The organism is Hymenobacter sp. BT18 (genome assembly GCF_012273015.1).
Classification (GTDB): Bacteria; Bacteroidota; Bacteroidia; order Cytophagales; family Hymenobacteraceae; genus Hymenobacter; species Hymenobacter lutimineralis.
On sequence record NZ_CP050954.1, the window covers coordinates 1,182,311 to 1,206,918 of the forward strand.

Annotated in this window: 19 protein-coding genes; 7 read left to right on the forward strand and 12 right to left on the reverse strand. The window is 60.7% G+C overall.

The features are described 5' to 3' along the window. The first annotated feature begins 141 nt into the window (after nt 1–141). The 5 genes from HER32_RS04895 to trpS all read left to right on the forward strand — a co-directional run bounded on the left by HER32_RS04895 (nt 142) and on the right by trpS (nt 4,364). A complete protein-coding gene (locus tag HER32_RS04895; RefSeq protein ID WP_168680962.1) occupies nt 142–954 on the forward strand; it encodes a DUF4198 domain-containing protein in 813 nt (270 codons plus the stop codon). Between the two features lie 71 nt (nt 955–1,025). Continuing rightward, nucleotides 1,026–1,400: an STAS domain-containing protein gene (locus HER32_RS04900; protein ID WP_073111726.1), complete on the forward strand. Its 375-nt coding sequence runs from the start codon at nt 1,026–1,028 to the stop codon at nt 1,398–1,400. Nucleotides 1,401–1,489: 89 nt separating this feature from the next. Then, on the forward strand, nt 1,490–2,506 hold the full coding sequence (locus HER32_RS04905; RefSeq protein WP_232066383.1) for a ribonuclease Z: 1,017 nt from the start codon (nt 1,490–1,492) through the stop codon (nt 2,504–2,506). A gap of 26 nt (nt 2,507–2,532) precedes the next feature. Then, entirely contained in the window at nt 2,533–3,288 is a 756-nt protein-coding gene (locus HER32_RS04910; protein WP_149071915.1) for a queuosine precursor transporter, read from the forward strand. 98 nt (nt 3,289–3,386) lie between these two features. Next, nucleotides 3,387–4,364 carry a tryptophan--tRNA ligase gene (trpS, locus tag HER32_RS04915; protein ID WP_168680964.1) on the forward strand — a complete coding sequence of 326 codons (978 nt, stop codon included), beginning with the start codon at nt 3,387–3,389 and terminating at the stop codon, nt 4,362–4,364. Between the two features lie 209 nt (nt 4,365–4,573). On the opposite strand, the gene HER32_RS04920 is transcribed toward trpS, so the two are convergent. The 3 genes from HER32_RS04920 to HER32_RS04930 form a co-directional block, all read right to left on the reverse strand. Beyond that, on the reverse strand, nt 4,574–5,422 hold the full coding sequence (locus tag HER32_RS04920; protein ID WP_232066385.1) for a hypothetical protein: 849 nt from the start codon (nt 5,420–5,422) through the stop codon (nt 4,574–4,576). Nucleotides 5,423–5,526: 104 nt separating this feature from the next. Further along, on the reverse strand, nt 5,527–6,681 hold the full coding sequence (locus HER32_RS04925) for a CaiB/BaiF CoA transferase family protein (protein WP_168680966.1): 1,155 nt from the start codon (nt 6,679–6,681) through the stop codon (nt 5,527–5,529). A gap of 78 nt (nt 6,682–6,759) precedes the next feature. After that, complete coding sequence (locus tag HER32_RS04930; RefSeq protein ID WP_168680968.1) at nt 6,760–7,494, reverse strand: class I SAM-dependent methyltransferase; 735 nt, start codon at nt 7,492–7,494, stop codon at nt 6,760–6,762. A 146-nt stretch (nt 7,495–7,640) separates the two neighbouring features. Here HER32_RS04930 and HER32_RS04935 point away from each other — a divergent pair, with 146 nt between their 5' ends. Next, the gene (locus HER32_RS04935) at nt 7,641–8,675 is read left to right on the forward strand and encodes a Gfo/Idh/MocA family oxidoreductase (RefSeq protein WP_168680970.1); all 1,035 of its coding nucleotides are present in this window, start codon (nt 7,641–7,643) and stop codon (nt 8,673–8,675) included. Between the two features lie 52 nt (nt 8,676–8,727). On the opposite strand, the gene HER32_RS04940 is transcribed toward HER32_RS04935, so the two are convergent. Next, the gene (locus tag HER32_RS04940; RefSeq protein WP_168680971.1) at nt 8,728–9,453 is read right to left on the reverse strand and encodes a peroxiredoxin family protein; all 726 of its coding nucleotides are present in this window, start codon (nt 9,451–9,453) and stop codon (nt 8,728–8,730) included. A gap of 50 nt (nt 9,454–9,503) precedes the next feature. Further along, nucleotides 9,504–9,857 (reverse strand): DUF4369 domain-containing protein, encoded by a 354-nt coding sequence (locus tag HER32_RS04945; protein WP_168680972.1) that lies wholly within the window; start codon nt 9,855–9,857, stop codon nt 9,504–9,506. Between the two features lie 395 nt (nt 9,858–10,252). Here HER32_RS04945 and HER32_RS04950 point away from each other — a divergent pair, with 395 nt between their 5' ends. Beyond that, nucleotides 10,253–11,893 carry a DEAD/DEAH box helicase gene (locus HER32_RS04950; protein ID WP_232066469.1) on the forward strand — a complete coding sequence of 547 codons (1,641 nt, stop codon included), beginning with the start codon at nt 10,253–10,255 and terminating at the stop codon, nt 11,891–11,893. Nucleotides 11,894–12,048: 155 nt separating this feature from the next. Here HER32_RS04950 and HER32_RS04955 read toward each other — a convergent pair whose 3' ends face one another. From HER32_RS04955 to HER32_RS04985, 7 genes are all read right to left on the reverse strand, one after another. Beyond that, complete coding sequence (locus tag HER32_RS04955) at nt 12,049–14,904, reverse strand: family 43 glycosylhydrolase (RefSeq protein WP_168680974.1); 2,856 nt, start codon at nt 14,902–14,904, stop codon at nt 12,049–12,051. A 507-nt stretch (nt 14,905–15,411) separates the two neighbouring features. Further along, nucleotides 15,412–16,881, reverse strand: a complete 1,470-nt coding sequence (locus tag HER32_RS04960; protein WP_168680975.1) for a glycoside hydrolase family 30 protein — start codon at nt 16,879–16,881, stop codon at nt 15,412–15,414. 72 nt (nt 16,882–16,953) lie between these two features. Then, nucleotides 16,954–19,380 (reverse strand): glycoside hydrolase family 3 C-terminal domain-containing protein, encoded by a 2,427-nt coding sequence (locus tag HER32_RS04965; RefSeq protein ID WP_149071926.1) that lies wholly within the window; start codon nt 19,378–19,380, stop codon nt 16,954–16,956. A 92-nt stretch (nt 19,381–19,472) separates the two neighbouring features. Beyond that, nucleotides 19,473–20,735: a sugar MFS transporter gene (locus tag HER32_RS04970; RefSeq protein WP_168680976.1), complete on the reverse strand. Its 1,263-nt coding sequence runs from the start codon at nt 20,733–20,735 to the stop codon at nt 19,473–19,475. Between the two features lie 116 nt (nt 20,736–20,851). Then, entirely contained in the window at nt 20,852–22,276 is a 1,425-nt protein-coding gene (locus HER32_RS04975) for a T9SS type A sorting domain-containing protein (RefSeq protein ID WP_168680978.1), read from the reverse strand. 225 nt (nt 22,277–22,501) lie between these two features. Further along, complete coding sequence (locus HER32_RS04980; protein WP_232066387.1) at nt 22,502–23,371, reverse strand: family 16 glycosylhydrolase; 870 nt, start codon at nt 23,369–23,371, stop codon at nt 22,502–22,504. A 330-nt stretch (nt 23,372–23,701) separates the two neighbouring features. After that, on the reverse strand, nt 23,702–24,589 hold the full coding sequence (locus HER32_RS04985; protein WP_168680979.1) for a family 16 glycosylhydrolase: 888 nt from the start codon (nt 24,587–24,589) through the stop codon (nt 23,702–23,704). Nucleotides 24,590–24,608 lie beyond the last annotated feature (19 nt).

A 24,608-nucleotide genomic window follows, 5' to 3' on the forward strand; every position in this document is an offset into this window, starting at 1 on the left:
ATTGGCGCTGTAGAAGTATGCCGCTTATTGCCTACCTTCTTTTCCCTTTCCCTCCTACCACACCAAACACTTCGGTACCTGGCTGGTTATTTTTATTCATTTCTCTGTTTTAAGTTAAGTATGCGGCTGCCTGGACTTCTTATGCTGGTAGGGTTTCTGGGCTGGGCCTCCTGGGCCACTGCCCACGAATTCTGGCTGCACCCCAGCCGCTACCGCGTATCGCCCGGCACCCTCGTTCATGTTCGTCGGTTGGTTGGGCAGCAATTGACGGGCTCCCCTTGGTCGGGCACGAGCCAGCGCCTGGCCCGGCTGGTGCAGTACGCCCCCAACGATACCGTAGACCTGACGGCCCTGGCCACGCTGGCCGACACGCTGCGCACCACCTTGGAACTGAATGAGTCGGGCACGCACATGCTGTGCCTGGATACCAACGAAACGGCTTTGTCTTTATCGGCCGCCGATTTTAATGCTTACCTGAAGGAAGAAGGGCTGGAAAGCATTCTGCTTGTGCGCCAGAAACGCAAGCAGCTGGACAAGCCGGCCCGGGAAACCTACCGCCGGTGCGCCAAAACCCTCGTGCAGGTTGGCGGTACCCTGGCCGGGCCCTTCAACGCGCAAGCCGGGCAGGACCTGGAATTCATTGCGGATCAGAACCCCTATGCGGCCCGGCCCGGCTCCCTGCTTACGGTACAATTGCGGGAAAAAGGCCAACCCATTCGGGGGCAGCTGGTGCAAGCCTGGGTAAAATCCCAAACTCCCGCCCAGGCGCCCGCTCAGCTGCAGCGCCTGTATACGTCGCCGGAAGGCCGGGTGCTGATTCGCTTGCCCACGCAGCCCGCCGAAATCCTGGTGAGTGCCGTCCGGATGCACCCGCATCCGCACCCCGACCAAGCCGATTGGCAGAGTACCTGGGCTACACTTACCTTCGGGGTAAATCAACCCTATAAGCGTTGATAGGCCCTATTTCCGCAACGATTTTTTTTACTACCTTCGCAACTCCCGTAACCTCCGAACTGTCCGCTGGTATGAAGTACTCGATTGATAAAAAAGAAACCTACACAATCATCACGATTGACGAGAAGAAGCTTGACACTACGGTGGCGCCGGATCTGAAATCGGAGTTTGTGAAATTGAATGCCGAGGGCATTAACAACCTGATTCTGGACTTGCAGAACGTAAAGTACACGGACTCTTCGGGGTTAAGTTCTATTCTGATTGCCAACCGTCTGTGCAATTCCACTGGCGGTCTGCTGGTGCTGACCGGCCTGCAGGACCACGTCATGAAGCTGATCACCATCTCGAAGCTGGAATCGGTACTGCACATTCTGCCCACCGTGGAAGAAGGCATTGACCGGATTTTCCTGCACGCCATTGAGCGCGACCTGACCAGCAAAGAGTAGCCTGTTTATGGGCTGTTGGCTGTTGGCTGTTAGCTGTTAGTTTTTCTGCTGACAGCTACCGGCCAACAGCCTTTTTATTTACCTGGCTGATGCGCTGCCTGGCCGAAGGGCTACCCAATCCCGCCGCTTCTCCGCAGCCATTTAACCAGCTAGCCAGCCAGCCATTTTACATGGAATTTGAGCTAAGGATTTTGGGCAGCGGCTCGGCCACGCCAGTACCGGGCCGCCACCACACGGCCCAGGTATTGAGCGTGGGCAACACGCATTACCTGCTGGATTGTGGCGAAGGCACGCAGCGCCGGCTGATGGAGCACAAAATCAGCCCCATGCGCCTCAGCGTCATCTTTATTTCCCACCTGCACGGCGACCATTTCTTTGGCTTGTTTGGCTTGCTGGGCACTATGCAGCTGCAAAGCCGCACCGAGCCGCTGCGCCTCTTCGGCCCCGCTGGCCTGGAAGAAGTCCTGACCACGCAGTTCCGCCACTCGGGCACCCAGCTCAGCTTCGACCTGGAATTTGTGGTGGTGGACCCCACCGTGCACCAACTGGTGTATGAGGATAAGCTGCTGACGGTGCACAGCTTGCCCATGCGCCACCGCATTGCCTGCTGCGGCTACCTGCTGCGCGAGCAGCCCCGGCGCCGCTCCCTGCTGCGGGACCGGCTGCCGGCCAGCCTCTCCCCCGCCCAGCTCCAGCAGCTCAGCCAGGGCGAAGACCTACTCGACGAAACTACCGGCGAGGTAGTGCTCCGCTATGCCGAGGTAACGGGCCCACCCAAACGCGCCCGCAGCTACGCCTTCTGCTCCGACACTGTGTATTTGCCGGGATTGGTGGAGCTGGTGCGCGGGGTGGATGTGCTCTACCACGAAGCCACCTTCCTGGATGAGCTGCGCGAGCGGGCCGCCGTTACGTTTCACGCCACGGCCCGGCAGGCGGGCCAGCTGGCCCGGGAAGCCGGCGTGGGCCAATTGCTCATCGGGCACTTTTCTTCCCGCTACCGCGACCTGGAGCCCCACCTGCGCGAGGCCCGCTCCGAGTTTGCGCCTACGCTCCTGGCTCTGGAAGGCACCGTGGTAAACGTTCCTAATCAACCAACTGCCGAGTAAGCGGCGCGTTGTTGTACTTTGACCGTATGGTTCCAACTTCTTCTTTTGCCCACAAAAAGCAGCAGCTCTACCTGGTTCTGAGCGGCATTTTTATTGTAAATGCCCTGCTGGCCGAAATCATCGGCGTGAAGATCTTCTCGGTAGATGCCCTGCTGGGGCTGCCCGGCAACCTCACGGCCGGGGTGCTGATCTGGCCCGTGGTATTCGTCACCACCGACATTATCAACGAGTACTTTGGGCGCAAGGGCGTGCTGCGGGTCAGCTTCCTCACGGTAGGGCTGATTCTGTACGCCTTCCTCGTGATTCTGGCTACCACCAAGCTGCCACCGGCGCAATTCTGGCTCGACATCAACAAAGTAGATGCGGAAGGCCGACCCTTCAACATTGAATTTGCCTACCAGAGCATTTTCCGCCAGGGCCTGGGCATCATCACGGGCTCTATTGTGGCCTTTCTAATTGGCCAAGTACTCGATGCTACCGTGTTCCAGGCCCTGCGCCGCATCACGGGCAGCCGCCTGATCTGGCTGCGGGCCACGGGCTCCACGCTGGTCTCACAGCTGGTCGATTCGTTTGTGGTGCTGTTCGTGGCGTTTTACCTGTTCGGCAACTGGAGCTTCGAGCAGGTGCTGAGTGTGGCTAACACCAACTACTGGTATAAATTCGCGTCGGCCATTCTGCTCACACCGGTGCTCTACCTGGCTCACTACCTCATCGACCGGTACCTGGGCCAGGATGATACGGTGGAGCTGCAGCAGGAAGCTGCCGCTAATGTGAGCGTGTAAGATGCTGGTAGCTAATAGCTGTTGGCTGTTGGCAGAAATGAGTTCGAAATTGTTTTAAAAGCTAACAGCCAACAGCTATTAGCTAATTGCTTAAAAAAATGCCCCGCATTCTCACTGGCATCCAGAGTACCGGCCGGCCGCACTTAGGTAACCTACTCGGCGCCATTCTGCCCATGATTGACTTGTCGCGCAATGCTGCCAACGAGTCCTTGTTCTTCATTGCCGATCTGCACTCCCTTACCACCGTGCGCGACGCGGAGCTGCTGCGCCAGAACACCTACGCGGTGGCCGCCGCCTGGCTGGCCTGCGGCATCGATACGGAGCGCAACCTGTTCTACCGGCAGTCGGATGTGCCCCAGGTGACGGAGCTGACGTGGTACCTCTCGTGCTTCACGCCGTTCCCGATGCTGGCCAACGCCCATTCGTTTAAGGACAAGTCCAGCCGCTTGGCCGACGTGAATGCCGGTCTTTTCACCTACCCCGTGCTCATGGCCGCCGACATCCTGCTCTACGACGTGGACATTGTGCCCGTGGGCAAAGACCAGATTCAGCACCTCGAAATCACGCGGGACATTGCTTCGGCCTTCAACAACCGCTACGGCGAAACCTTCGTGCTGCCTCAGGTGCGCGTAGATGAGCAGGTAATGCTGGTGCCTGGCCTCGACGGCCAGAAGATGAGTAAGAGCTACGGCAACATTCTCGACATCTTCGTGGACGACAAGGCCCTGCTCAAAACCATCAAGAGCATTGTATCAGACAGCACGCCCCTGGAAGCGCCCAAGAACCCGGACACCGACACTACCTTCAAGCTTTACTCCCTGCTGGCTACGCCCGAACAGGTGGAGGAAATGCGCCAGAACTACCTGCGCGGCGGCTACGGCTACGGCCACGCCAAGCAGGCGCTCTACGAGGTAATCCTTACGCGCTTTGCCCGGGAGCGGGAGTTGTTCAGCTACTACATGAACAACCTGCCCGAAGTAGACGCCCGCCTGGCCGATGGGGCCCGGAAAGCCCAGGCCTACGGCTCCGACGTCCTGAACAAAGTGCGTGAGAAAGTAGGTTACCTCAGAAGGTAATGTGCTAATGTGGGAGAATGTGGGGAATGTGCTAATGACCGCGCCTGAAACGTGCTGCCCGTTCTTCCACCAGAAAGCCCTTACTCGTTGCGCACGGGTAAGGGCTTTTCACATCTGGGGGTTTGGCCCGTTGTTCAGGACGGATTGCTTCCGCTACGCCTCGGAATGACCGCGGCTGGTACACTAGCTAAAGCATTAGCACATTACACTCAATACGGCAGACCGTCGATGTTGCTGTGCTGCTGACTGTAGAAGCTGAAGCCGACTTTGCTGCCCCGGCTCACCTGCTGGTTTTCGATTTTCTGCTTAACGGTAATCTTCTGGATTTCGGGCAGCGGGGGTGCAATCAGGTCGTTGTTCACGGCCGCAATCATGGCGCTTTCCACGAAGAGCTTCATGGCATCCGAAGTCAGTAAGTTGTCCGACATATCCAGATCGGGCATTTCCAGTTGCTGCACGCCTTCCAGGAAATAGTGGTTGTCGATGTTGATGAGCAGGCGGCCCACCAGGTAGCCGGGGTCGTTGAGGCGCTGGTACTTGATGGAGTCGGCCATGAAGTTGTAGGCCATGATGTGCCCGAAAAAGCGCCGCCGGAAGTCCTCCTCCACGTAGGCCGTGGGCATGGGTCCGTAGGTGTCGGGGAAGGTGACGATGTTGGAGTGGAGCACGAACACGAGCAAATCACCCGAGAACCGGATGTGGAACTCCATTTCATTCACGGGCCGGTACTCAATCACCACGGAGGCATCTACGGGCGTGAGCTTGCGGCTGAGCTCCACCACCAACTCCTGCGACACCTTCCGCAGCAGATCGAAGGCGGCAATGGTATTGCGGTAGATGGCCTGCTTGGCCGTGGACTTCTGCCGGAGACCTTCAAAAATCAGCGTCAGCCGCTCCGTAACGGCCTCAGGCGTTACGGAATCGATGTGCGGCATCACGTCCGGGTGGTTGTTATCGGGCGCGGCCTGGGGCGCGGTGGGTTCCGGCGCGGCAGCTCCGGGCGTTTCCGCCGCGACCACCATTTCCGGGTCTGCGTTCTTCTTGGTGCGTTTTGCCATAGCTAAAAAAAGGCGGGCTAAGCCAGCCATAACGGGTACATCCTGTTGCCTACGCGCCCCCGCATCGGAGGTTGGCGCTGCCAGGAATGTACGATACTCCCGGTTTATCCAGATGTTTCTTCCGCGGCGGCGGTGCTTTGTAGCGGCGGGGGAGCGGGCAGCACTGCTGCAGTAGGCCAGGCCGGACTCCGAAAAGCTACTGTGCGGAGGCCTTGGTGAGCAAATTCTGGTGTAGCGGGCAGCAGCATGGCCTGCGCCGACGGGTGCCCCAGGGCCTCGCCTACCGTGCGCACTGCCCCGGCCGGCACCGCCAGTTGCCCCAGCTCCGCCAGCAGCGCCTGCCCCTTTACCTCAGCAATGCGTGCCCGCAGCAACTCTTCCAGCTCCGCACGGTGCGCTACGCGGGCTGGGTTGGTAGCAAACCGGGCGTCGGCGGTCCACTCCGGCTGGGCCAGCACGGCGCAAAGCTGTTGAAACTGCCGGTCGGAGCCCACGGCCAGCAACAGGCGCACTCCGTCGGCGGCTTCGTACACAGTGCCGTAGGGCACGATGCTGGGGTGGCCCGAGCCCAGCGGCTGGGGCTCCTGCCCTGTCACTAAAAAGCTAGCGGCCTGGTTGGCCAGGGAAGCCAAGGCGCTGTCCCAAAGAGAAACCTCAACCAAAGTACCCTGGCCCGTCCGCTCGCGCTGGTACAGGGCGGTGAGCAGTCCGGCTTTCAGCTGATGAGCCGTGAGCAAATCAATCAGGGCCACGGGCATTTTCTGGGGAGGCTGCCCGGGCCCGGCGGCGTTCAGGTGCATAAACCCGGCTTCGGCTTGCAGCACAGCATCGTAGCCCGCACGGTTCACGTCGGCCCCGTATCCCGTAATGTGCCCATAGATCAGCCGCGAGTTCAGGGCAGAAAGTGTGGCATAATCGGCCCCTAGCTTTTCAGCGTCGCCGGGCTTGTAGCTGGCCAGCACGATGTCGGCGCGGGCCGCCAGCTCGTGCAGGGAGGCCCGGCCCGCAGTGGTGGTTAAGTCAAGCACCAGGCTCTGCTTGCCCCAGTTGGCGCAGGAAAAGTACGCCGACACGGAGGTATGGGCGTCTTCGCCACGGGTTTTCCAGGTGCGGGTTACGTCGCCGGCGGGGGCTTCTATTTTGAGCACGTCGGCACCCAGCTCGGCCAGAAACTGACCTACCTGCGGGCCGGCCAGCACCGAGGCCAGCTCAAGCACGAAAAGCCCCTGCAGTGGCAGCGAAAAAGAACTATCGACCATGGGCCGAAGGTAGGTACCCCTTCGGAATTTCGTTTTGATGTAGGCTCCGGCTAGTGTTTCAGTATGCAGTTACCGGCCCTACTCTACGCGCCCCAGCCGCACGAACACCGGAAACCGTACTTCTCGCTCTTCTTCCCCCCAGATCCGCGTCAGGTCGTCGGCCAGGAGCAGTACGGCGTCCTGCCCGTGCTGCTTTTGGTACTTCACCACGCTCGACCAGGTGCGCAGGTAGTTCAGGAAGTGCTCGGCCGTCCAGCGGCGGGACTCCGTGAAATGCGCGTACTCCACGGCGGCGAAGGGAAAAGGCAGGCGGGCGTACTCGTCGTCGATGTGCCAGCGGTTTTCGTCCCAGTACGGGCGCATGGTTTCGGCGTAGAATCGGCGGATGAGCGGGTCCAAGTCGGCCCTAACCTGCACTAGGCCGTAGCCCCACTCAGCTACTACACCGCCGGGGCGCAGCACGCGGCGCACTTCCTGGTTGAATGCCTCGGGCTCAAACCAATGTACCGCCTGCCCCACCGTCACCACGTCCACCGACTGCGTGGGCAGGGCCGACTGCTCGGCCGGAGCCAGCTGGTAGGTGATATTGGGCAGCCGGGGCGCTTCGGCCAGCTGGGCCGCGCTGATGTCGGTGGCGGTGACGTGCGCAAAGTGGCGGGCCAGCACCACGGCCACCTGCCCGTTGCCGGTAGCACAGTCCCAGGCGTGGGCCCGGCCCGAAACGCGCGGTAGCAGCCACTCATACAATGCCGCCGGGTAGTCGATGCGGTAGCGGGCGTAGAGGCTGGCCTGATCGGAAAAACGGTCGAGCATGGGCGCGGAGGTTAGGGCGTTTGGAAAAGAAATGATTGGCCGGGCTCCTTAGAGACGCATATTTGCGGCGGTGCGTTGATTTCCTTTGCGAAGAAAGCACTAGCCGCACAGCCCACAAGCCCTCAGACGTCTTACCCCTGCCTCCTATGTCCTCTCCTATTGCTACTGGCCTACTGGCCTACGGTATGTCAGGGCGCGTATTCCACGCTCCTTTCCTGACGGCCCCCAACTTCCGGCTGCAGGCCGTGGTAGAGCGCACCCGCAAAGAAGCCGCGTCCCGCTACCCCGAGGTGCGCAGCTACGACAGTGTGGCCGAGCTGCTGGCGGATGAGACGCTGGAGCTGGTCGTCGTGAACACGCCCAACGACACCCACTTCGACTTGGCCCGGCAGGCCCTGCAGGCTGGTAAGCACGTGCTGTTGGAAAAACCCGTTACGGCTACGGTAGCCGAGTTGGACGAGCTGTTGGCCCTGGCCTCCGAGCAGGGCAAGCAGCTGCTGGCCTACCAAAACCGCCGCTGGGATGCCGACTTTCAACTGGTGCGGCAAGTGGTGGAAAGCGGGCGGCTGGGCCAGCTCACGGAGGCGCACTTTCGCTTCGACCGTTACAAGCCCGGCCTCAACCCCAAGGTGTTCAAAGAAGACCCCACCGTGCCCGCTAGCGGCTTCCACTTCGACCTGGGCGCCCACGTGCTGGACGAGGCCCTGAGCTTGTTTGGCCGCCCTCAGCACGTACACGTAGCGCAGGCCAGTCAGCGGCCAGGCTCCCGCGTAGTCGATTATTTCCTTGCCCACCTCACCTACCCCGCCGGCCTGCAGGTGTTTGTAACGGTGAGCTTGCTGGCTGCCGCGCCGGTGCCCGCCTACGTGCTGCACGGCACGCAGGGCTCCTTCCAGAAGCGGCGCGCCGACGTGCAGGAAGCCCAGCTAGCGGCTGGCATGCGCCCAACGGATGCGGCCTATGGGTGGGAACCGGCCGAGGCTGCCGGACAGCTCACGATGGTTGAGGCCGATGGGCAGTTTTCCCACGCCACGCTGGAGGCCCCGCGCGGCAACTACTCTGGTCTGTTTGAGGCCGTTTACCAGGCTATCCGCCACGGCCAGCCCTACCCCGTCCGGCCCGAGGAGCTGCGCTGGCAACTGGAGATTCTGGAGCAGGCCGCCGCAAGGCCAGCGAAGTAAGCTTCACCAAAGCAAAAAACGGTGCCAGGGCTTTGGTGAGTGCACGTGATGCTTACTTGATGTACTGGGCCAGCGTGGCCTGCAGGGCTTCGCCTTTCAGGTTGACCGCCACAATCTTGCCCGCGGGGTCAATCAGGTAGTTCTGTGGAATACCGCGCACGGCGTAGCTGCGGGCCGCGGCATTTTCCCACCCGCGCAGGTCCGATACCTGGGTCCAGGTCAGCTTATCGTCGGCAATGGCTTTCACCCACTTGGCGCGGTCCTTCTCACTATCGAGCGACACGCCCAGCACCTCGAAGTTGCGGCCCTTATAGGCCGCGTAGGCGCGGGCCACGGTGGGGTTTTCCTGGCGGCAAGGGCCACACCACGAGGCCCAGAAGTCCACCAGCACATACTTACCCCGGTAGTCGCGCAACGACACGGTTTTGCCATCCGGAGTTTGCTGGGTGAAGTCCGGGGCCGTGGCGCCGATGGCTACGGCTTTCAGCCCTTCCACCAGTTGACCATACTCCCGGCCCTGGGCTGTGTTTTTGAGTGCCGGGCTAAGGGCGGCATAAAGCGGGCCCACGGTGGCATACTGCGGCAAATCCAGCATCTGCATTCCCAGCAGCGCATCCAGGCTAACGAGTGAGTTTGGGTTAGCTTTAATAAAGGCGTAGTTGGCCGTGGCAATCTGCTTATAGAAGGCTTCAAAGCGGGACTTCAGCTTCTCCGTGAAGGCTGGGTCCTGCCGTTGCTGCTCGGTAGCCTGCTGAATTTCGGCCCCAAAGGCCTGCATAGCGCTAATAATGGGCTTCAGGGAAGCATTGAGCCGCGCGTAGTCCTTGTTTAGTGGCCCCCGGCAATGGTAGCGTGGGTGAGCGAATCGGGACTGGTGACCAACACCGGATTGGCCTCCAGGTACACGCGCGTACGGTCGCCCGGCTGTCCATACAAACTGCCCAGCCGGCCGTTGCGCCGCATAATCAGCTCGGCCATACCAGGCGCTTCGGTGGTGCCTTTCAGCTCGAAGGCTCCATTTTTAATCGTAGCAGAGTCCGTGACGGTCATTCCTCGCAGCAAATACACCTTGGCCGGGGCGCTCAGCGGGCCTAGCTTGCCTTTGATGGTGAACGAAGTGGCTGATTGCGCAGATGCCAGCCCCGGCGCAGCCAGCAGCAGGGCGAGTAGATACTTTTGCATAGGAATACAAACGAAGTGAATGGAGCTACTGCCGTTGGCGCATTGGCTCCAGTAGGCAGCCGGGCCAAGTAACGCATAAAACGCTGCGACTAATATGGCAGATTGTGTGTTAGCCTGATAGAGCGGCAGATAAGCCCACTGGCAGCCCAACCGTATCTACCAAGCCTGCACGTGCGTCCACATGCAAATCCCTGTATCTTTGTTGCAGACCACCGGCGCCTTTCGGGGCTGTTTTAGCTGGTCTGGCCGCACCGGCTGCTTTCCGCTCCTCCACCGTGCGCCGCTGCAAGCTGACCAGAGACTCAGGGTCAGCCATTTATCATCCTAATTCTCGCTGAACCTTGACGTTTCACGAATTCAACCTTCACGACGACCTGCTGGCTGGCATTGATGCCATGAACTACCAGCAGGCCACGCCCATCCAAGAGCAGGCTATTCCCAAGATTCTCGACGGCAAAGACCTGATTGCCTGCGCCCAGACCGGCACCGGCAAAACGGCGGCTTACCTGCTGCCCCTGCTCGATAAGATTTCCCACGCCAAGCACGGCACCACCAGCACCCTGGTGCTGGTGCCCACCCGCGAGCTGGCCACCCAGATTGACGAGCAGGTGACGGGCTTTGGCTACTTTGTGGAAGCCAGCTCCATTGCCATCTATGGCGGCGGCAAAAGCGAAAACTGGGAGCAGCAGAAGCGCGCCCTTACCTCCGGGGCCGACATCATCATTGCCACGCCCGGCCGCCTCATTGCCCACATGCAAATGGGCTACGTGAAGTTCGAGGACTTGAAGTACCTGGTGCTCGACGAAGCCGACAAGATGATGGACATGGGCTTCTCCGATGACATCCTGAACATTGTGCGCCAGTTGCCCAAGCACCGCCAGACGCTGCTGTTCTCGGCCACCATGCCCAACAAAATCCGCGACTTCTCCCAGCAGATTCTGCAAAGCCCCGAGGAAATCCGTCTGGCCGTAAGCAAGCCCGCCGCCGGCATCGACCAGCAGTTCTTCATGGCCTTCGACCGCCAGAAGATTTACCTGCTGGAGCACATCATCAAAACCCAGGATGTGCAGAGCATGGTGCTGTTTACGAGCCAGAAAGCGGCCGTGGCCGGCATTGTACGGGCCGTGAATAAGCTGGGCGTGGAGGCCCGCGGCATCAGCTCCGACCGTACCCAGGAAGAGCGCGAGGAAATCATGCGCGCCTTCAAAAACAAGCAGTTCCCCATTCTGGTAGCCACCGACGTACTCAGCCGCGGCATTGACATCGACTCCCTCAGCCACGTGGTGAACTACGATATTCCGCGCGCCGCCGAAGATTACGTGCACCGTATTGGGCGCACCGCCCGCGCCGCCACCAAAGGCACGGCCATCACCTTCATCAGCGACCAGGACCAGGACCGTGTGCTCAAGATTGAGAAGCTCATTGAGCGCGAAATCGAGAAGCAGAACATTACCGAAAGCCTGGGCCTGGGTGAAGCGCCCGAGTTTGACCCCAAACGCTTCAGCGGCCTGCGGGGCAAAATTGGTGGTCGGCCCGAGCGGGGCGGCCGCTCCGGCGGCAGTGGTGGCAGCGGCGGGCGTGACCGAGGACCTCGCCCCGAAGGAGGACGCGGGCCCCGCGGGGAAGGTGGCCGCTCCGGCGGCCGGGGCGAAAAAGGCTCCCGCCCCGAGCGGGGCGATAAGCCCGACGCCGACCAGCAGGCCCGCATTGCCCGGGCCGAGGCGGCACTAGCGGCTCTCGACGCCGGCCAGGCCCCTGCCCAACCCTACCAGCGCCCCCCGCGTGAGCCCCGCTCCGAAGGCGAACGGAAAGAAAGCACCGGCCAGGCCCGTCCACCGCGTGAGCCGCGTGCACCCCGCCCACCCCGTCCCGAAGGCGAAGCTGCCGGGACACAACCACGCGCCGAAGGCGAGCCAGCCGGCGAAGGCCAGCGCCGCCGCAAGCGCGGGGGCCGCAACCGCAAGCGCACCGACCGGCCGGCGGGCAGCAGCCCCGAAGCAACGCAGTCGGCCCCGGCTGCCCCAAGCGCGGAGTAATACTCAGTCTTTAAAAAGCCCTGCCTGATTAAACGGGCAGGGCTTTTTTTATGAGCCAGTCACCCCGGGTAGCTCAGACTTCGCAGATAAGAAAACACCTCCTCCGCAGAGCAGAGAAGGTGTTTGCGGGTTTAACCTACCTAAGATTTCCCGGATTATCTTACCAGTAGCAGGCGCTGGGTATGCATCTTTCCGTCGAGGCGCAGGCGGCAGGTATACACGCCGGCACCCAAATTTCGGGCGGCCAAGGCTACCTCATACGCCTTGCCTTGCTCCGCTAAGCCATCATACAGCGTAGCTACCAGCTGGCCCAGCGCATTGTACACCTGAACCTGGGCCTGCGCTTTCTGCATGGAGCGGAAACGAATGGTTGTACGCTCGTTGAAGGGATTTGGATACGCCGTAAATACTTGCTCTAATGTGGGTTGAGCAGCTCGTAAGGCGGAAGAGCGGCTTTCGGCCTGCCCGGCGTTGCACCCGCCAAGCTGGTCCTGGTGCCCGGCAAGGTGTTGAGCCACGGCGCTGGCCGCCACGCACAGTTCCTGCCCTTTGTGGCACACTAGCACTTTCTCGTTGTTGTTGCCGCAGCGGGCATCTACTACCGTGAGTGTAACACTCGCGGTAGCCGTGCAGCCATAGCGGTTGGTGGCGGTAACGGTGAGCGGATAAGTACCGGGCTTCGTAGCCGTGAAAACGGACTGGGCCACGGTGGCGCTGCTCAAGCCTTCAGCAGGACTCCATTGGTAGCTGCTACCCCCGCTAGCTGTCAGCGTTACGCTCTGGGGGCCATAGCCGAGGTATAACGTAGTAGCTACGCCCCCGGTGTAGGTGGCATTGTTTGGCGTAACGGTAATTGCAGCAACCGGCAGCTCGCCGGTAACCGTGACGGTGGCGGGAGCCTGAGCCTGGTTGCCACTGGCGTCGCGCACAGTTAGTATTACCTGATTGGGGCCTAGGTTGGCACAGGTGAAGATGGCGGGCTCCACGCTCAGAGCCTGGATGCCGCAGGCATCACTTGAGCCATTGTCAATATCGGCACCAGAAATGGTGGCCACGCCGTTTACCAGTTGTACGCTGATGTTCCTGGTGGCGGCCGTCGGTGCTAGCTGATCCAGCACGGTTACCACGGCAGTAGCGGTAGCTACGTTGCCGTTGGCGTCGGTTACGCTGAGCACCACAGAATTTGGGCCCAGGTTTGCGCAGCCGAAAATGGTCTGACTGGCTTTCAGGGAAGCTATACCATAGGCATCCCGGCTGCCATTGTCGAGGTCGGCGGCAGCAATGGTAGCCTGGCCCTGGGCATTCAGGACCACAGTTAGGTCCTTGGCCAGCGCCAAGGGTGGCACTTTATCTTCGACCACAAACGACCACAGGTCCCCGGCCGCTACCACGCCGCCCGTGTTGCTGTCTACACGCCAGAAATACTGCCCCAGAGCACTTGTTTCGGGCAAAGTATACGTGGTGGAGGTGAGGCCGGTAGCCTGCACGCGCAAGTCGGCGGGTGAGGTGCCCAGCAACAGATTGTAGGTAGTGGCCGAGCCATTCCACTGCAGGGTGCCACTCTCGGGGCTCACTCCATTCGTCGGGGCCGGAGCCGTAGCCGCCGCCAGCGTGGTGTTGGCACTGGTAATGTACCAGCGCTGGCACAGGGCTCCGTTCTGGTCCCAGAGCGCCAACTGCGTGCCCGCCGTGGTAGAGGCGGCCGGCACTTCAATCACCCGCGTCCCGGTCAGGGAAGTCATCAGGTAGGCCCCATCTGCCGTGCGCTCAATCTTGAATTTCTGGCAGTTGTTGTTCAGGTAGGGCCAGAGCTGCAGCTTGGCCCCATTGCCTGCGTTGCAGTTCACCACGTCGGCGGCCAGGCCGCCCTGGGCATTGGTAATCTTGTAGGTGCCGTCGCCAACGGGCGTAAAATCCCATTTCTGACACGTAAGGTTGTTGTATTGGCCCTGGGCAATGGCTTGCCCCTGCACCCCGGTGCAGCCCCAGGCATCCCACGACAACCCGCTGTTCTGGTTGGTGACGCGGTAGCGCCCCGCCGCCACCCAGTCGCGCGTCACGAAGGGCCAGCCATCCACGGAGCTGATGCCCATATTAGCAATGTCGAGCTTGGCATTGCCATTGTCGTTGCGGTCGTAGTAGTGCAGGGACACGAAGTTGGCGCCGTTTTCGCGCAGCAGGCCAAAGTGGCCAGGGCCTACGTACTTGCCTGAAGTAGCCAGCAGCCGGGTGCCACCATTACTGCGCAGGTCCACGTTGCTTTTATCAACGTAAGGCCCGTTGATGTTGGTAGAACGGCCCATTACCAGGAAGTACGTGCTATTTACGCCTTGGCAGCAGGCTCCACGGTTCACCACCAGGTAGTAGTAGTTGCCTTCTTTGAACAGATAGGGCGCCTCCCAGGAAGCCCGGTTTCCACCGGCCACGTGTACAATGGGGGCTCCTGCTTTTCTCAGGCCGGTGGCTGCATCTAGTTCTACGACGCCAATTCCGCCGGAAAACGAGCCGTAGGTCATATATACCCGGCCATTACTGTCCTTGAGCAAGGCCGGATCAATGGCGTTAATATCCGTCTGGGTGGCAGAAGAAACCACCATCCCCAGGTCGGTCCATTTGTAGTAGGGCGAGTTTTGGTCCAGCGTAGGGCTGGTAGCCACCCCAATGGCCGAGCGGGGCGACCCAAACGTGGAGCAGGAGTAGTAGAGGTAGTACTTCCCGTTCATGTACAGCACATCCGGGGCCCAGAAGGTACCATCAAACCCAGGCACCGCTTGGTTGATCCAAGTGGGCCAGGTGCCAATGGGGAACACCGTTTTCGGCGCGCTTTGCCAGCGGAACAGGTCGGTGGAATAGGCCGCATAAATCCCGGCACCCGTGGTAAACATCCAGTATTTGTTGCCGTCTTTCACGAGGGTTGATGGGTCGTGGGAGCCATAGGCACCATCCAGCGCTGCTACCCGGCCCGCCAGGCCCAGTACCAGCAGCCACAGCAATACTCCCCTGCTGGCCATACACCACCAAGCAGATGAATTTGAAAGAGTCAGCTGGCCGGAACTGTGTTGGTTAGCTAGGCCATTTGTCGCGTTGAGTTTTGGGGGTTGAAGTACAAGCTGCATCATGAGAAAAATGTGTGGGAATTGGAAAACATGAACACAATCGATTGTGAGAATAAAAAAAACTCGGCTCACAATCGATTGTGTATTGCTTCAAGTAGTAAGGACTAGGACAGAAAAGACAGTTGAGATTGGTGGGCGGCTGGCTGGTTTATTATGCGCCGGGCAAGGTAGAGCTTAGCGCCAAGGCCTTCGCACTTCGTAAAGTAATGGAAGTTATTGGTAAGAGCCTATATCCTCGCTCTTTAATGAAGGTTATAACATTTTGGCCTGTCGCACCAAGTCTCCTGCATAGGCTCCTCAACACGGGCCTGAAACACCCGCAGCAACGGCCGTTTGCGCACAAAAAAGCCGCTTCTATTGCAGTAGAAGCGGCTCGGTACGCGGCACTCACCCAAAATTCAACTAGATACTCATCGTCACGATTCCGTGGGCGGGACAAGTGGTACGAGCCGCCTTGCCATCAATCAGCAATTGAAAATCTACTGCCTTGTCTCCCTTGTTCATGGCCACGACGGCAATGTTGCCATCGGTATTCAGAAAGGCCGTGGCTTGCAGCTGCCCGCTAAACGAGGAGCATACGATGCGCTTGGCCCCGGGCCGCACGAACTTCGAGAAGTGCCCAATGTAGTAGAAGGAGTTCATGTAGTGCACGTCGCCCGTGCGGGTGTCGGCAATGATGGGGGCGTAGCAGTAGTTCTGCACGTGGTTGGGCCCACCCTTCTCGTCCAGAATCATGTTCCAGTCCGTCCAGCCATCCGACCAGTTGTTCAGGTCCTGGATGATGGACTCGCCGTACTTCTCGCCCCACTGCCACTCCTTGATGCGACTGAAATCGAAGGGGTACAGGCAGCCCTCCGTGAACAGCAGGTGCTTATCGGGCCAGGCATCGTGGACCTGCTGCACGTTCTCGTAGTTGTCATCCATGTACCAGTGAAAGGCGGTACCCCACACGTACTGGGCCGTTTCGGGGTCGTTGAGGGCGGCCGCGGCGCGCTGCACCATGGGCCCGCGGTTGTGGTCCCAGATCATGAGCTTGAGCCGGTCGAGGCCGGAGCGCCGCAGCTCGGGCCCTAAAAAGTTCTTTACAAAGCTGGCTTCCTCGTCGGCCGTGTAAATACACGACTCCCAGGTTTGCACCGCCAGGGGCTCGTTTTGCACTGTGAGGCCCCAAATAGGCACGCCAGCTTTTTCGTATTCCTTAACGAAGCGTGAGTAATAGCGGGCCCAGGCCCGGCGGTGTTCGGGGCGCAGCTTGCCCCCCTGCAGCATGTTGTCGTTGGTTTTCATCCAGGCCGGGGGGCTCCAGGGCGAGGCATACATGGTAATGGCGCCGCCGGCGGTTTTCAGGGCTTCGCGGATGAAGGGCAGCCGGAACTTCTCGTCGTGGGCCAGGGAAAAGCTGGTTAGGGCCGTGTCGCCCGGCGCAACGTACGTGTACATGTCGCTGCTGAAGTCGCAGCTGTTGATGTGCGTGCGCCCCAGAGAGTAGCCGATGCCTTTACTCTTATCGAAGTAGGCGCTAAGAATTTCCCGCTGCTTGGCTTTGGAGAGCTTATAAAATGTTTCGGCGGAAGCATCGGTGAAAGCCCCGCCAATGCCCACGATGGTCTGAAACGTGCGGCGGTAATCTACGAACAGCGTGGCCACGTTCTCGCCGGGCTGGCCGCTGGGCTCGAAGCTTACCGGAGCTTTGCGGGCCAGCCGGTCGTTGGTGTTTTGGGCCGTTACGTATACTTCGGCCTGCCGCACGTTGGGCGTAGGACCCGTGTAGGCAGTTGCGGTGGAACTAGTGGTTTTGGCCAGTTGGGGGCTACAGGCCACCAGCGCGGCCCCAAGTCCCAGGGTAGTCAGGAAAAAACGGGTAGAAAACATAGGCAGGAGGATTAACCGTCACGCCCCAAGGCGAGAGCAGCTAAAGCAAGAGCGGTGAGGCGGGAAAACAGGCTAATACACTTCCAGCTGACGGGTATAGGCGTTGTTGTCTTCCAGCCATTCCTTCAGCTTCTTGTCGGAGTCGATGGTGGCTTGCACGGAGAGCTTGCCGACTGCCGGGGCCTTCCAGGTGCTTTGAGTAGCCGGCAGCAGCATGGCCTGGCCCGGCTGCAGCGTCACGCTGGTACCCGGCGCGCTGGCCACAGTGGCATTGTTGACGGAGAAGCTCAGGTTCAGCTTCTGCCCGGTTACCGGCGCATTGCCGAGGTTGCGCACCAAGGCATAGAAGCGTACTTGCTCCCCAGCCTTGGGGAAGCGCGGCAGGCTGAATACCTCGGTTACTTTCAGGTCGGGCCGGGGGGCACCGCTTTTCAGCGTCAGGTCCTGAGTTAGGGGCAGCCGGTCGGAGGCGCCCCCGACGCGCACGGTATAGCGGCCGGCATTTACCTGGTAGGCTTTCTGCTGCTCGTTCCAGCGGTAAAAGTCCTCGGCGGTGAGCTGGAACGTAACCGTTTTCTTTTCGCCCGGGGCCAGCGCCACGCGCTCAAAGCCTTTCAGCTCCTTTTTTGGAATCCATACCGGCGAGTTGTGCGTGGTCAGGTAGAGCTGGGTTACTTCATCGCCGGCCATTTTGCCGGTGTTCTGCACGTCTACCATCACCTGCACCGGGGCACCAGCTACCAGGGAATTGCTGGCTGTGCGGAGGTTGGTGTACTGGAAGGAGGTGTAGCTGAGCCCAGCCCCGAAGGCAAACTCCGGCGTCAGGGCTTTCTCATCAAACCACCGGTAGCCATTGCCGAAGTCGTCGGTGAAATCGTCGTTCCATTCCGGTAGCTGGGCGTCGGCGGTGGGCATAGTCACGGGCATGCGGCCCGCGGGGTTATAGTCGCCGAACAACACGTCGGCCAGGGCTGTACCGGCTTCCTGCCCAGCGTAGAACGAGTACAGCAGGCCTTTGGTAGCCGGTAGACTTTCGTGCATCGACACCACGCCCCCGCTTTGCAGCACCACCACCAGATTCGGATTGACCCGGGCCAGGGCCCGAATCAGCTGCTGCTGCATGCCGGGCAACGTGGTGGAGTTGTTTACCCGGTCGCTGCCGCCGTTGTACCCCTCCCCTTCCTGGGTCAGGTCGAGGCCGCCGGCAAACACCACGACATCGGCTTGGCGGGCCAACTCCGTAGCGGCGCGGAAGCCTGTGGTATCGATACTATTAATGTCGCAGCCTTTGGCGTAGTACACCTTGGTGGCGCCGAGTTTGGTGTCGAGGCCTTGCTTGAGGCTCACGGCGTAGGCCGGCGTCGTCTCGCTGCTGCCAAAGCAGTTCAGGTTCGACTGATCGGCATTGGGGCCGATAACGGCAATGTGCTTAACTGCAGCTTTGCTGAACGGCAGAATGTTGCCCGTGTTCTTCAGCAGCACAATGGACTCACGCGCGCCTTGCAGGGCCACTTCCTTGTGCGCTGCGGTGTTAGCCGATTGCGCCGGCGAAGAGGTAGGGTAGAAATCCAGCATCCCGGCCATGATCTTGGTGCGCAGTACATTGCGCACGGCCGCATCGATTACGCTCATGGGCACCTTGCCGCTGGCGACCAGCCCGGGCAAGTCCTTCTGATAGTCGTCGGAGCCCATGCAGATGTCGTTGCCAGCCACAATGGCTTTTTGGCTGTCATGTACCGCATCCCAGTCCGATACCACGTAGAACGGAAAGCCCCAGCGCTGGCGCAGCACCGTATTCATCAGGTACGGGCTTTCGGCCGCGTGCTCCCCGTTGATGAGGTTGTAAGATGACATCACGCTCAGCGGCCCGCCTTCCTGCACGGCCATGCGGAAGTTGTAGCCAAACTGCTCCATCACGCCGCGGTCGGTGAAAATCTGGTTGCGGGTGTGGCGCGTGCTCTGCTTGCCTTCAATCATGAAGTGCTTGGCCGTGGCTATAACCGGAGTGGTTTGGATGCCGCGGATGGTATAGCCGCTCAGCTGCCCGATGAGAAAAGGGTCTTCGCCCCCGGCTTCGGCATTGCGGCCGGCGCGCGGGTCCTGCACGATGTCGAGGCAGGGCCCTAACTGCTGATGCTTGCCGTACGCCCAGAACTCCTCACCCATGGCTTGCCCAAGGCGGTAAGCCAAGGCCCGGTCCCAGGTAGACGCCACGGCCATGCCCGTGGGGAAAGACGAGGCCCGCTCGAAGCGCACCCCATGGGGGCCATCGTCCATCACAAAGCCCGGTACTTTCAGCCGGTCGTTGGTGGGCGTGGTCATAAATCCGTTGTTGTAAAGCTGGGCCAGCTTTTCTTCCGTGCTCATCTGCTTGAGCAGGGCCTCCACGCGGGCATCGGCGGTGGACGGCAGTTGCTGGGCTTGCGCCGGGCCGTAGCTCAACAGGCCAAGAGAGAATACAAACGCCGCACGACGAAACGACTCTAGAAAATTCAGCATAAATCAGTGGGGTGGAACGCTTAGCTGCCGCTCATCGAAATGACGGCCACATCAGGCAGAGAAGACAATAGAAGAGGTGCTGTGCCCCGGCGTTAGGCCGTTCTGACGTGTCCTTTCAGGCCGTACCAGAGAATGTAGGCGTAGCAAAGCACGGGCAGCAGCAGGGCCAGGCGCAGGGAGCTGGCGTCGGCCACGGCCCCGAAGAGCATGGGCACCAGGGCTCCCCCCACGATGGCCACGTTCAGCAGGCCCGAGGCTTCCTCCGTGTGGCGCCCCAGCCCGGCCACGGCCAGCGTGAAGATGGTGGCAAACATGATCGAGTTCATCAGCCCCACGGCCAGCAGGCTCCACATGGCTACCGGCCCGCTCGTGCTCAGCGAGAGCAGCACCAGGGCCATGGCCCCCAGGGCATTGAAGGCCAGCAACCGCCCGGGGTTTACCTTGTTGAGCAGGTAGGCGCCCAGGAAGCGGCCCACCATGGCCCCGCCCCAGTAGTAGGTCACCTTGTCGCCGGCCACCTTAGGGGCGAGGCCCGCCACGTCGGGCAAATGCAGGTAGGAGACGATGTGCGAGCCGATGGCCACTTCCCCACCCACGTACACGAAGATGCCCACCATGCCCAGCACCAGGTGCCGGTAGTGCCAGGCCCGCTGGTTGGGCGCCTCCTGGGTGGGCGCGTGGGTGATGCGCGGCAGCTTTAGAAAGGCCAGCAGCACGCTAATCAGCAGTAGTACGCCCCCAATGGCCAGGTAAGGCGTTTGCACGGCCCGCACATCAATAGCGGCGGCCGAGTGGGCCGTGTCCAGGTCGGGCAGGTGGGAGAGAATCAGGGCCGAGCCCAGCAGCGGAGCTACGGTCGTGCCCAGCGAGTTGAAGGCCTGCGTGAGTGTGAGCCGGGCCGGGGCCGACTCGGGCCGGCCCAGGATGGCCACGTAGGGGTTGCCGGCTACCTGCAGCAGCACCACGCCGGTGGCCAGCACGAACAAAGCGCCCAGAAACAGGGCGTAGGAGCGGCTGTCGGCGGCGGGGTAGAACAGGAAGCAGCCCAGGGCGGCAATGAGAAAGCCCAGCAGCATGCCGCCTTTGTAGCCCAGGCGCTGCACCACCTTGCCGGCGGGAATACCCATGACGAAGTAGGCCCCGAAAAAGCAGAGGTTGATCAGGTTGGCCTGGGTGTAGGAAAGCTGGAAGATGGCCTTCAGGTAGGGAATCAGGATGTCGTTCAGGCAGGTGATGAAGCCCATCATGAAGAACAGCACCGTCAGCGAAGCCAGGGCCGAGGTGTAGCGCGGCGAGGAGCCCGCCGGGTCGGTGGTAGTAGCAGGAGAAACGGAAGCGGGAGCAGCCAGGGCCATAAATCAGCAAAAATGAGGAGGAGTAGCATGCCCGGAGTATGGGCACAAAATAGCCTATACCCGACCGGTGCGACGGCGCCGACCGGGTATAGGCTCATATATCAGGCAGGGCGGTACTAGTGCTGCACGCTCAGCTTTTGAGTGGTTACCTGCCCACCCGTTTCCAAGCGCAACTGGTAGAGACCAGCGGCCAGCTTAGCGGTAGGCACCAGCAGTTGATGAGCACCGGCCGGACGCACGGCATTGTTCAGCAAGGTGGCCACGCGGCGCCCCTGCAGGTCGTAGAGCGACACCGATACGGTGCTGGCTTTTACCAGTTGGTAGTCAAGCCGGCTCTGCTGGCTGGCGGGGTTCGGCCACATAGGCGCCAGCGTAGCCACGGCCGGGCGGGCGGCGCGGTTAGGCGTAGCGGTTTTGAGCGCGGGACCTTGCAGGTCGTCGAAGTAGTACGTGTCGCCGGTTTTCTGGCCGTAGTCAATCAGCATGACAATCTGGTTGATGTCATTTGCCGTTACGGAGGGGTCGGAGGCGCCGGCCGTGTACTGGAAGGTGAGGGTTTCCCAGGCGTTGGCCTTGGTGGTCACGGCTTCGAGGGTACCACCCAGGTTACCGTTGGGGTAGCCCGTAGCCGACTTAGCTTTGTCCTGCAGCACCATCTGCACCTTCACCCCGGCTTTCGGGCTGTAGAACTTCAGCGTAATCTTCTGCGCCCCGCTCAGGTAGCCGCTCACGTCGGCAAAGGCCTGGTTATCGGTGGGGTTGATGACGATGACGTCGTAGTCTTTATCCTTGTTACGGGTGTATTTGGCTACTTTTTCGCTGTCGTTGCCCGTGCCTTTGGCCGGGTTGGCGGCGCCTTGCTCGTAGGCCCCATCTGTGTAGGCATACGTCACTTTGCGCATGGCGTCAAAGTCATCGAGCAGTACGGGTGTCTGCGGCTCGGTGGGCGTGGTGGAGGCAAACTCGGGGCCCATCAAATCGTCGAGGTGGTAAGTGTCGCCGTTCTTGACGCCGGGTGCCACCAGCATCACCAGCTGGTCTACGTCGGTAACCTTCACGGAAGGGTCGGAGGCGCCGGCGCTGTACACGAAGGTGAGCGTTTCCCAGGCGTTGGCTACCGTCGTTTTGACGTCGAAGGTACCACCCAGGTTGCCGTTGGGGTAGCCCGTAGCCGATTTAGCCTTGTCTTGCAGCACGAGTTGCACGCTCACGCCCACGGCCGGGCTGTAAAATTTCATCGTGATTTTCTTCGAGCCATTAAGGTAGCTCGTCACATCCGCCAGCTTGCGGTTATCGCTGGGCTGCAGCACGATAACGGCGTAGTCGGCGCCCCCGTCCCGCACGTACTTGCCCACCTTATCGCTGTTATTAGCGGCGGATTTGGCAGGATTGTCCACAGTCGTGAGAGAACTCGTCACCGTGGGGTAAGACACCTGAGCGGTGTGCTCGAAGTCGTCGTACAGGGTTTGCGCCGTAGCGGCGGACCCGAGTAGCCCTAGCAGGCTGGTGAGCAGAAGGGTGCGGGTAGAAGTTTTCATCATACAAGAAGGTGGGATGGAAAAAGGTAACAGGCACTATTTGCATCGGCCAACCAGGAAGAGTTTGCCTCGGCCCGCATTTGGCCAGTAAGAAATTCTTGTGAGTTCCTAAAGGGCCGGCTTGCTCCCCTTACATTGCTAAGCCGGCCCCGGAACCGAACCAGCCAGGCGAAACCTGAGCTGGGGCGGATAAAAAGCGGGTGGAGCGTCTCCCCTGCCCGCTAAATTTTACTTGGCTTTCATGCGGTAGATGCGCACGTAGTCGATTACCATCCGCTGCGGAAAAGCGGCGTCGTCTATGCCCTTGGCGCCGCCCCATTCTCCGCCCACTGCTACGTTTAGCAAGAGGTGAAAGGGCTGGTCCCAGGGCCAGGCTTCCCACCCCGAATGCTCGTTGGCGCTGGTGAAGTAGGCCTTGTCGTCCACGAAGGCGGTAATCTTTTCCGGGGTCCACTCAACGGCGTACACGTGGTACGCCGTGGTGGCATCGGGCACCTGAATGGTGGCGGTTTTCTGGTTGTTGGTGCGGAAGTAGTACTTATTGCAGTGCGTGGAGGCGTGAACGATGCCAGGGTCGTAGCCCACGTATTCCATGATGTCGATTTCGCCGTTGTCGGGCCAGCCTTTATTGCCGTACTGCCAGTTGTCGGGCAGCATCCAGATAGCCGGCCAGATGCCCCGCCCACCGGGCAGCTGAGCCCTGATTTCAAAGCGGCCGTAGAGTTGGCTGCCGCCGCCCAATGACACCAGCCGGGCGGAGGTATAGGCGTTGCCAGGGTGCAGGGCCTCGCGCCGGGCCTCCAGTACCAGGGTGCCGTTCTCTACCCGGGCATTTTCCGCCCGGGCCTTGGTATAGTACTGCAGCTCTTTGTTGCCCCAGCCGCTGCCGCCCTCATCGTAGCCCCATTTGGCGGCATCGGGCAGACCGGGCTGGTCGAACTCGTCCTGCCAGACCAGTTCTTGAAAGGAGTACTCAACCGTGGACGGCGTACTGCCCCCGGGCAGACCTTTGGGCCGCACCGGGTCCGGCGACGTGCACGCCGCGGCGGCCAGCAGGCCCCCCGTACACCACATTCCCCAGGCAGCACGCACATTCATAGCAAGAAAGGTGAACAGTGGTTGGTAAATGAGCCAGCGGGCCGGCTTGCTAAAGCTTCCGCCCGGCTTATTCGGTAGTATGTCGTCGGTCACTGCTTAGCGGCCGGATATGTCTCAGTTGGAGGGCAGCCATAGGCCGCCAGGCAGGGCACTGCGCCCTGTTTGCGTGGGGGTTGCGGGCCCATAAGCCCGTAGCCGGGGGGCTCCGGAGGGGCAGCAGCTGTCCGGCACGTGCCGAAGACAAGCTGCTGCCCAAACCAGTGCCGCGCGGTTGCAGCTCCGCCCGTCGGGACTTTGTTTCCCACCCGACCCGACGGGGTGCGCACTGATTTACTTGGAGTCCTTGTACTGATAAAACCGCACGTAGTCCACATACATCTTCTGCGGAAATACGGTGGCGCTGTTGGGGTCACCATCGAAATTACCGCCTACGGCCACGTTCAGGATCAGGAAGAACGGGTTGTTGAAGGGGTTGGGCGAGGCTGCGCCCGAGGAGAAGTTATACACTTCCCGCTCGTCGATGTACGTCCGGATCTGGTCTTTGCTGCGCACCACGCTGAACACGTGGTAGTCGTCGGCGTAGGTGCCGGTGGCCAGCTGCTGCCACTGGTTGCTTTTGTACTCGTGCCGGCCCTGGCTGTTCATGTAGTGCATAGTGGACAGCACCTGGTTGGGTTGGCTGCCCCGCAACTCCATGATATCAATTTCGCCGCAAGTCGGCCACTGCACCTGGTCGATGTTGGAGCCCAGCATCCAGATAGCCGGCCAGATACCCTGGCCTTTGGGCAGCTTGGCGCGCACATCAATGCGGCCAAACTGAAAATCCCTCTTGCCTTTGGTGATGAGGCGGGCCGAGGTATAGTCGCGGGGGCCACTGCCTGTTTTTTTGGCTTCAATGACCAGGCTCCCATCCAACAGGTAGGAGTTTTCATTGGTGTTGGTGTAGGTCTGCAGCTCGTTGTTGCCCCAGCCATTGCCCCCCTGCTCCCGCACCCATTTCGACTCGTCCAGGGTGCCGGCATCAAACTCGTCGTTCCAGATCAGGTCGGTGTAAGCCGCGTAGTCGCGGGCTTCGGCGTTGGTTTCCGCCACCGGGGGCGGCGGCGTTACCGGGCCTGGCTTGGCTTTTTCTTCGGTGCAGGCCTGGGTAGCCAGGGCCAGCAGCAGGCTGGCCCCGGCCCAGAGGTTTCGGGAAGTCGGGAAGGAGGATCTTTTCATGGTAAGGGGAAATGATGAC

Bases quoted from the DNA above. Each gene is read 5' to 3' on its own strand.
- HER32_RS04935 (WP_168680970.1), top strand. From the start codon at position 7,641: ATGTCCTCTCCTATTGCTACTGGCCTACTGGCCTACGGTATGTCAGGG.
- HER32_RS04895 (WP_168680962.1), top strand. From the start codon at position 142: ATGCTGGTAGGGTTTCTGGGCTGGGCCTCCTGGGCCACTGCCCACGAA.
- HER32_RS04980 (WP_232066387.1), bottom strand. From the start codon at position 23,371: ATGAATGTGCGTGCTGCCTGGGGAATGTGGTGTACGGGGGGCCTGCTG.
- HER32_RS04950 (WP_232066469.1), top strand. From the start codon at position 10,253: ATGAACTACCAGCAGGCCACGCCCATCCAAGAGCAGGCTATTCCCAAG.
- HER32_RS04955 (WP_168680974.1), bottom strand. From the start codon at position 14,904: ATGGCCAGCAGGGGAGTATTGCTGTGGCTGCTGGTACTGGGCCTGGCG.
- HER32_RS04905 (WP_232066383.1), top strand. From the start codon at position 1,490: ATGCGCTGCCTGGCCGAAGGGCTACCCAATCCCGCCGCTTCTCCGCAG.
- trpS (WP_168680964.1), top strand. From the start codon at position 3,387: ATGCCCCGCATTCTCACTGGCATCCAGAGTACCGGCCGGCCGCACTTA.
- HER32_RS04965 (WP_149071926.1), bottom strand. From the start codon at position 19,380: ATGCTGAATTTTCTAGAGTCGTTTCGTCGTGCGGCGTTTGTATTCTCT.
- HER32_RS04910 (WP_149071915.1), top strand. From the start codon at position 2,533: ATGGTTCCAACTTCTTCTTTTGCCCACAAAAAGCAGCAGCTCTACCTG.
- HER32_RS04920 (WP_232066385.1), bottom strand. From the start codon at position 5,422: ATGGCAAAACGCACCAAGAAGAACGCAGACCCGGAAATGGTGGTCGCG.
- HER32_RS04985 (WP_168680979.1), bottom strand. From the start codon at position 24,589: ATGAAAAGATCCTCCTTCCCGACTTCCCGAAACCTCTGGGCCGGGGCC.
- HER32_RS04960 (WP_168680975.1), bottom strand. From the start codon at position 16,881: ATGTTTTCTACCCGTTTTTTCCTGACTACCCTGGGACTTGGGGCCGCG.
- HER32_RS04975 (WP_168680978.1), bottom strand. From the start codon at position 22,276: ATGATGAAAACTTCTACCCGCACCCTTCTGCTCACCAGCCTGCTAGGG.
- HER32_RS04900 (WP_073111726.1), top strand. From the start codon at position 1,026: ATGAAGTACTCGATTGATAAAAAAGAAACCTACACAATCATCACGATT.
- HER32_RS04945 (WP_168680972.1), bottom strand. From the start codon at position 9,857: ATGCAAAAGTATCTACTCGCCCTGCTGCTGGCTGCGCCGGGGCTGGCA.
- HER32_RS04925 (WP_168680966.1), bottom strand. From the start codon at position 6,681: ATGGTCGATAGTTCTTTTTCGCTGCCACTGCAGGGGCTTTTCGTGCTT.
- HER32_RS04930 (WP_168680968.1), bottom strand. From the start codon at position 7,494: ATGCTCGACCGTTTTTCCGATCAGGCCAGCCTCTACGCCCGCTACCGC.
- HER32_RS04970 (WP_168680976.1), bottom strand. From the start codon at position 20,735: ATGGCCCTGGCTGCTCCCGCTTCCGTTTCTCCTGCTACTACCACCGAC.
- HER32_RS04940 (WP_168680971.1), bottom strand. From the start codon at position 9,453: ATGCAGGCCTTTGGGGCCGAAATTCAGCAGGCTACCGAGCAGCAACGG.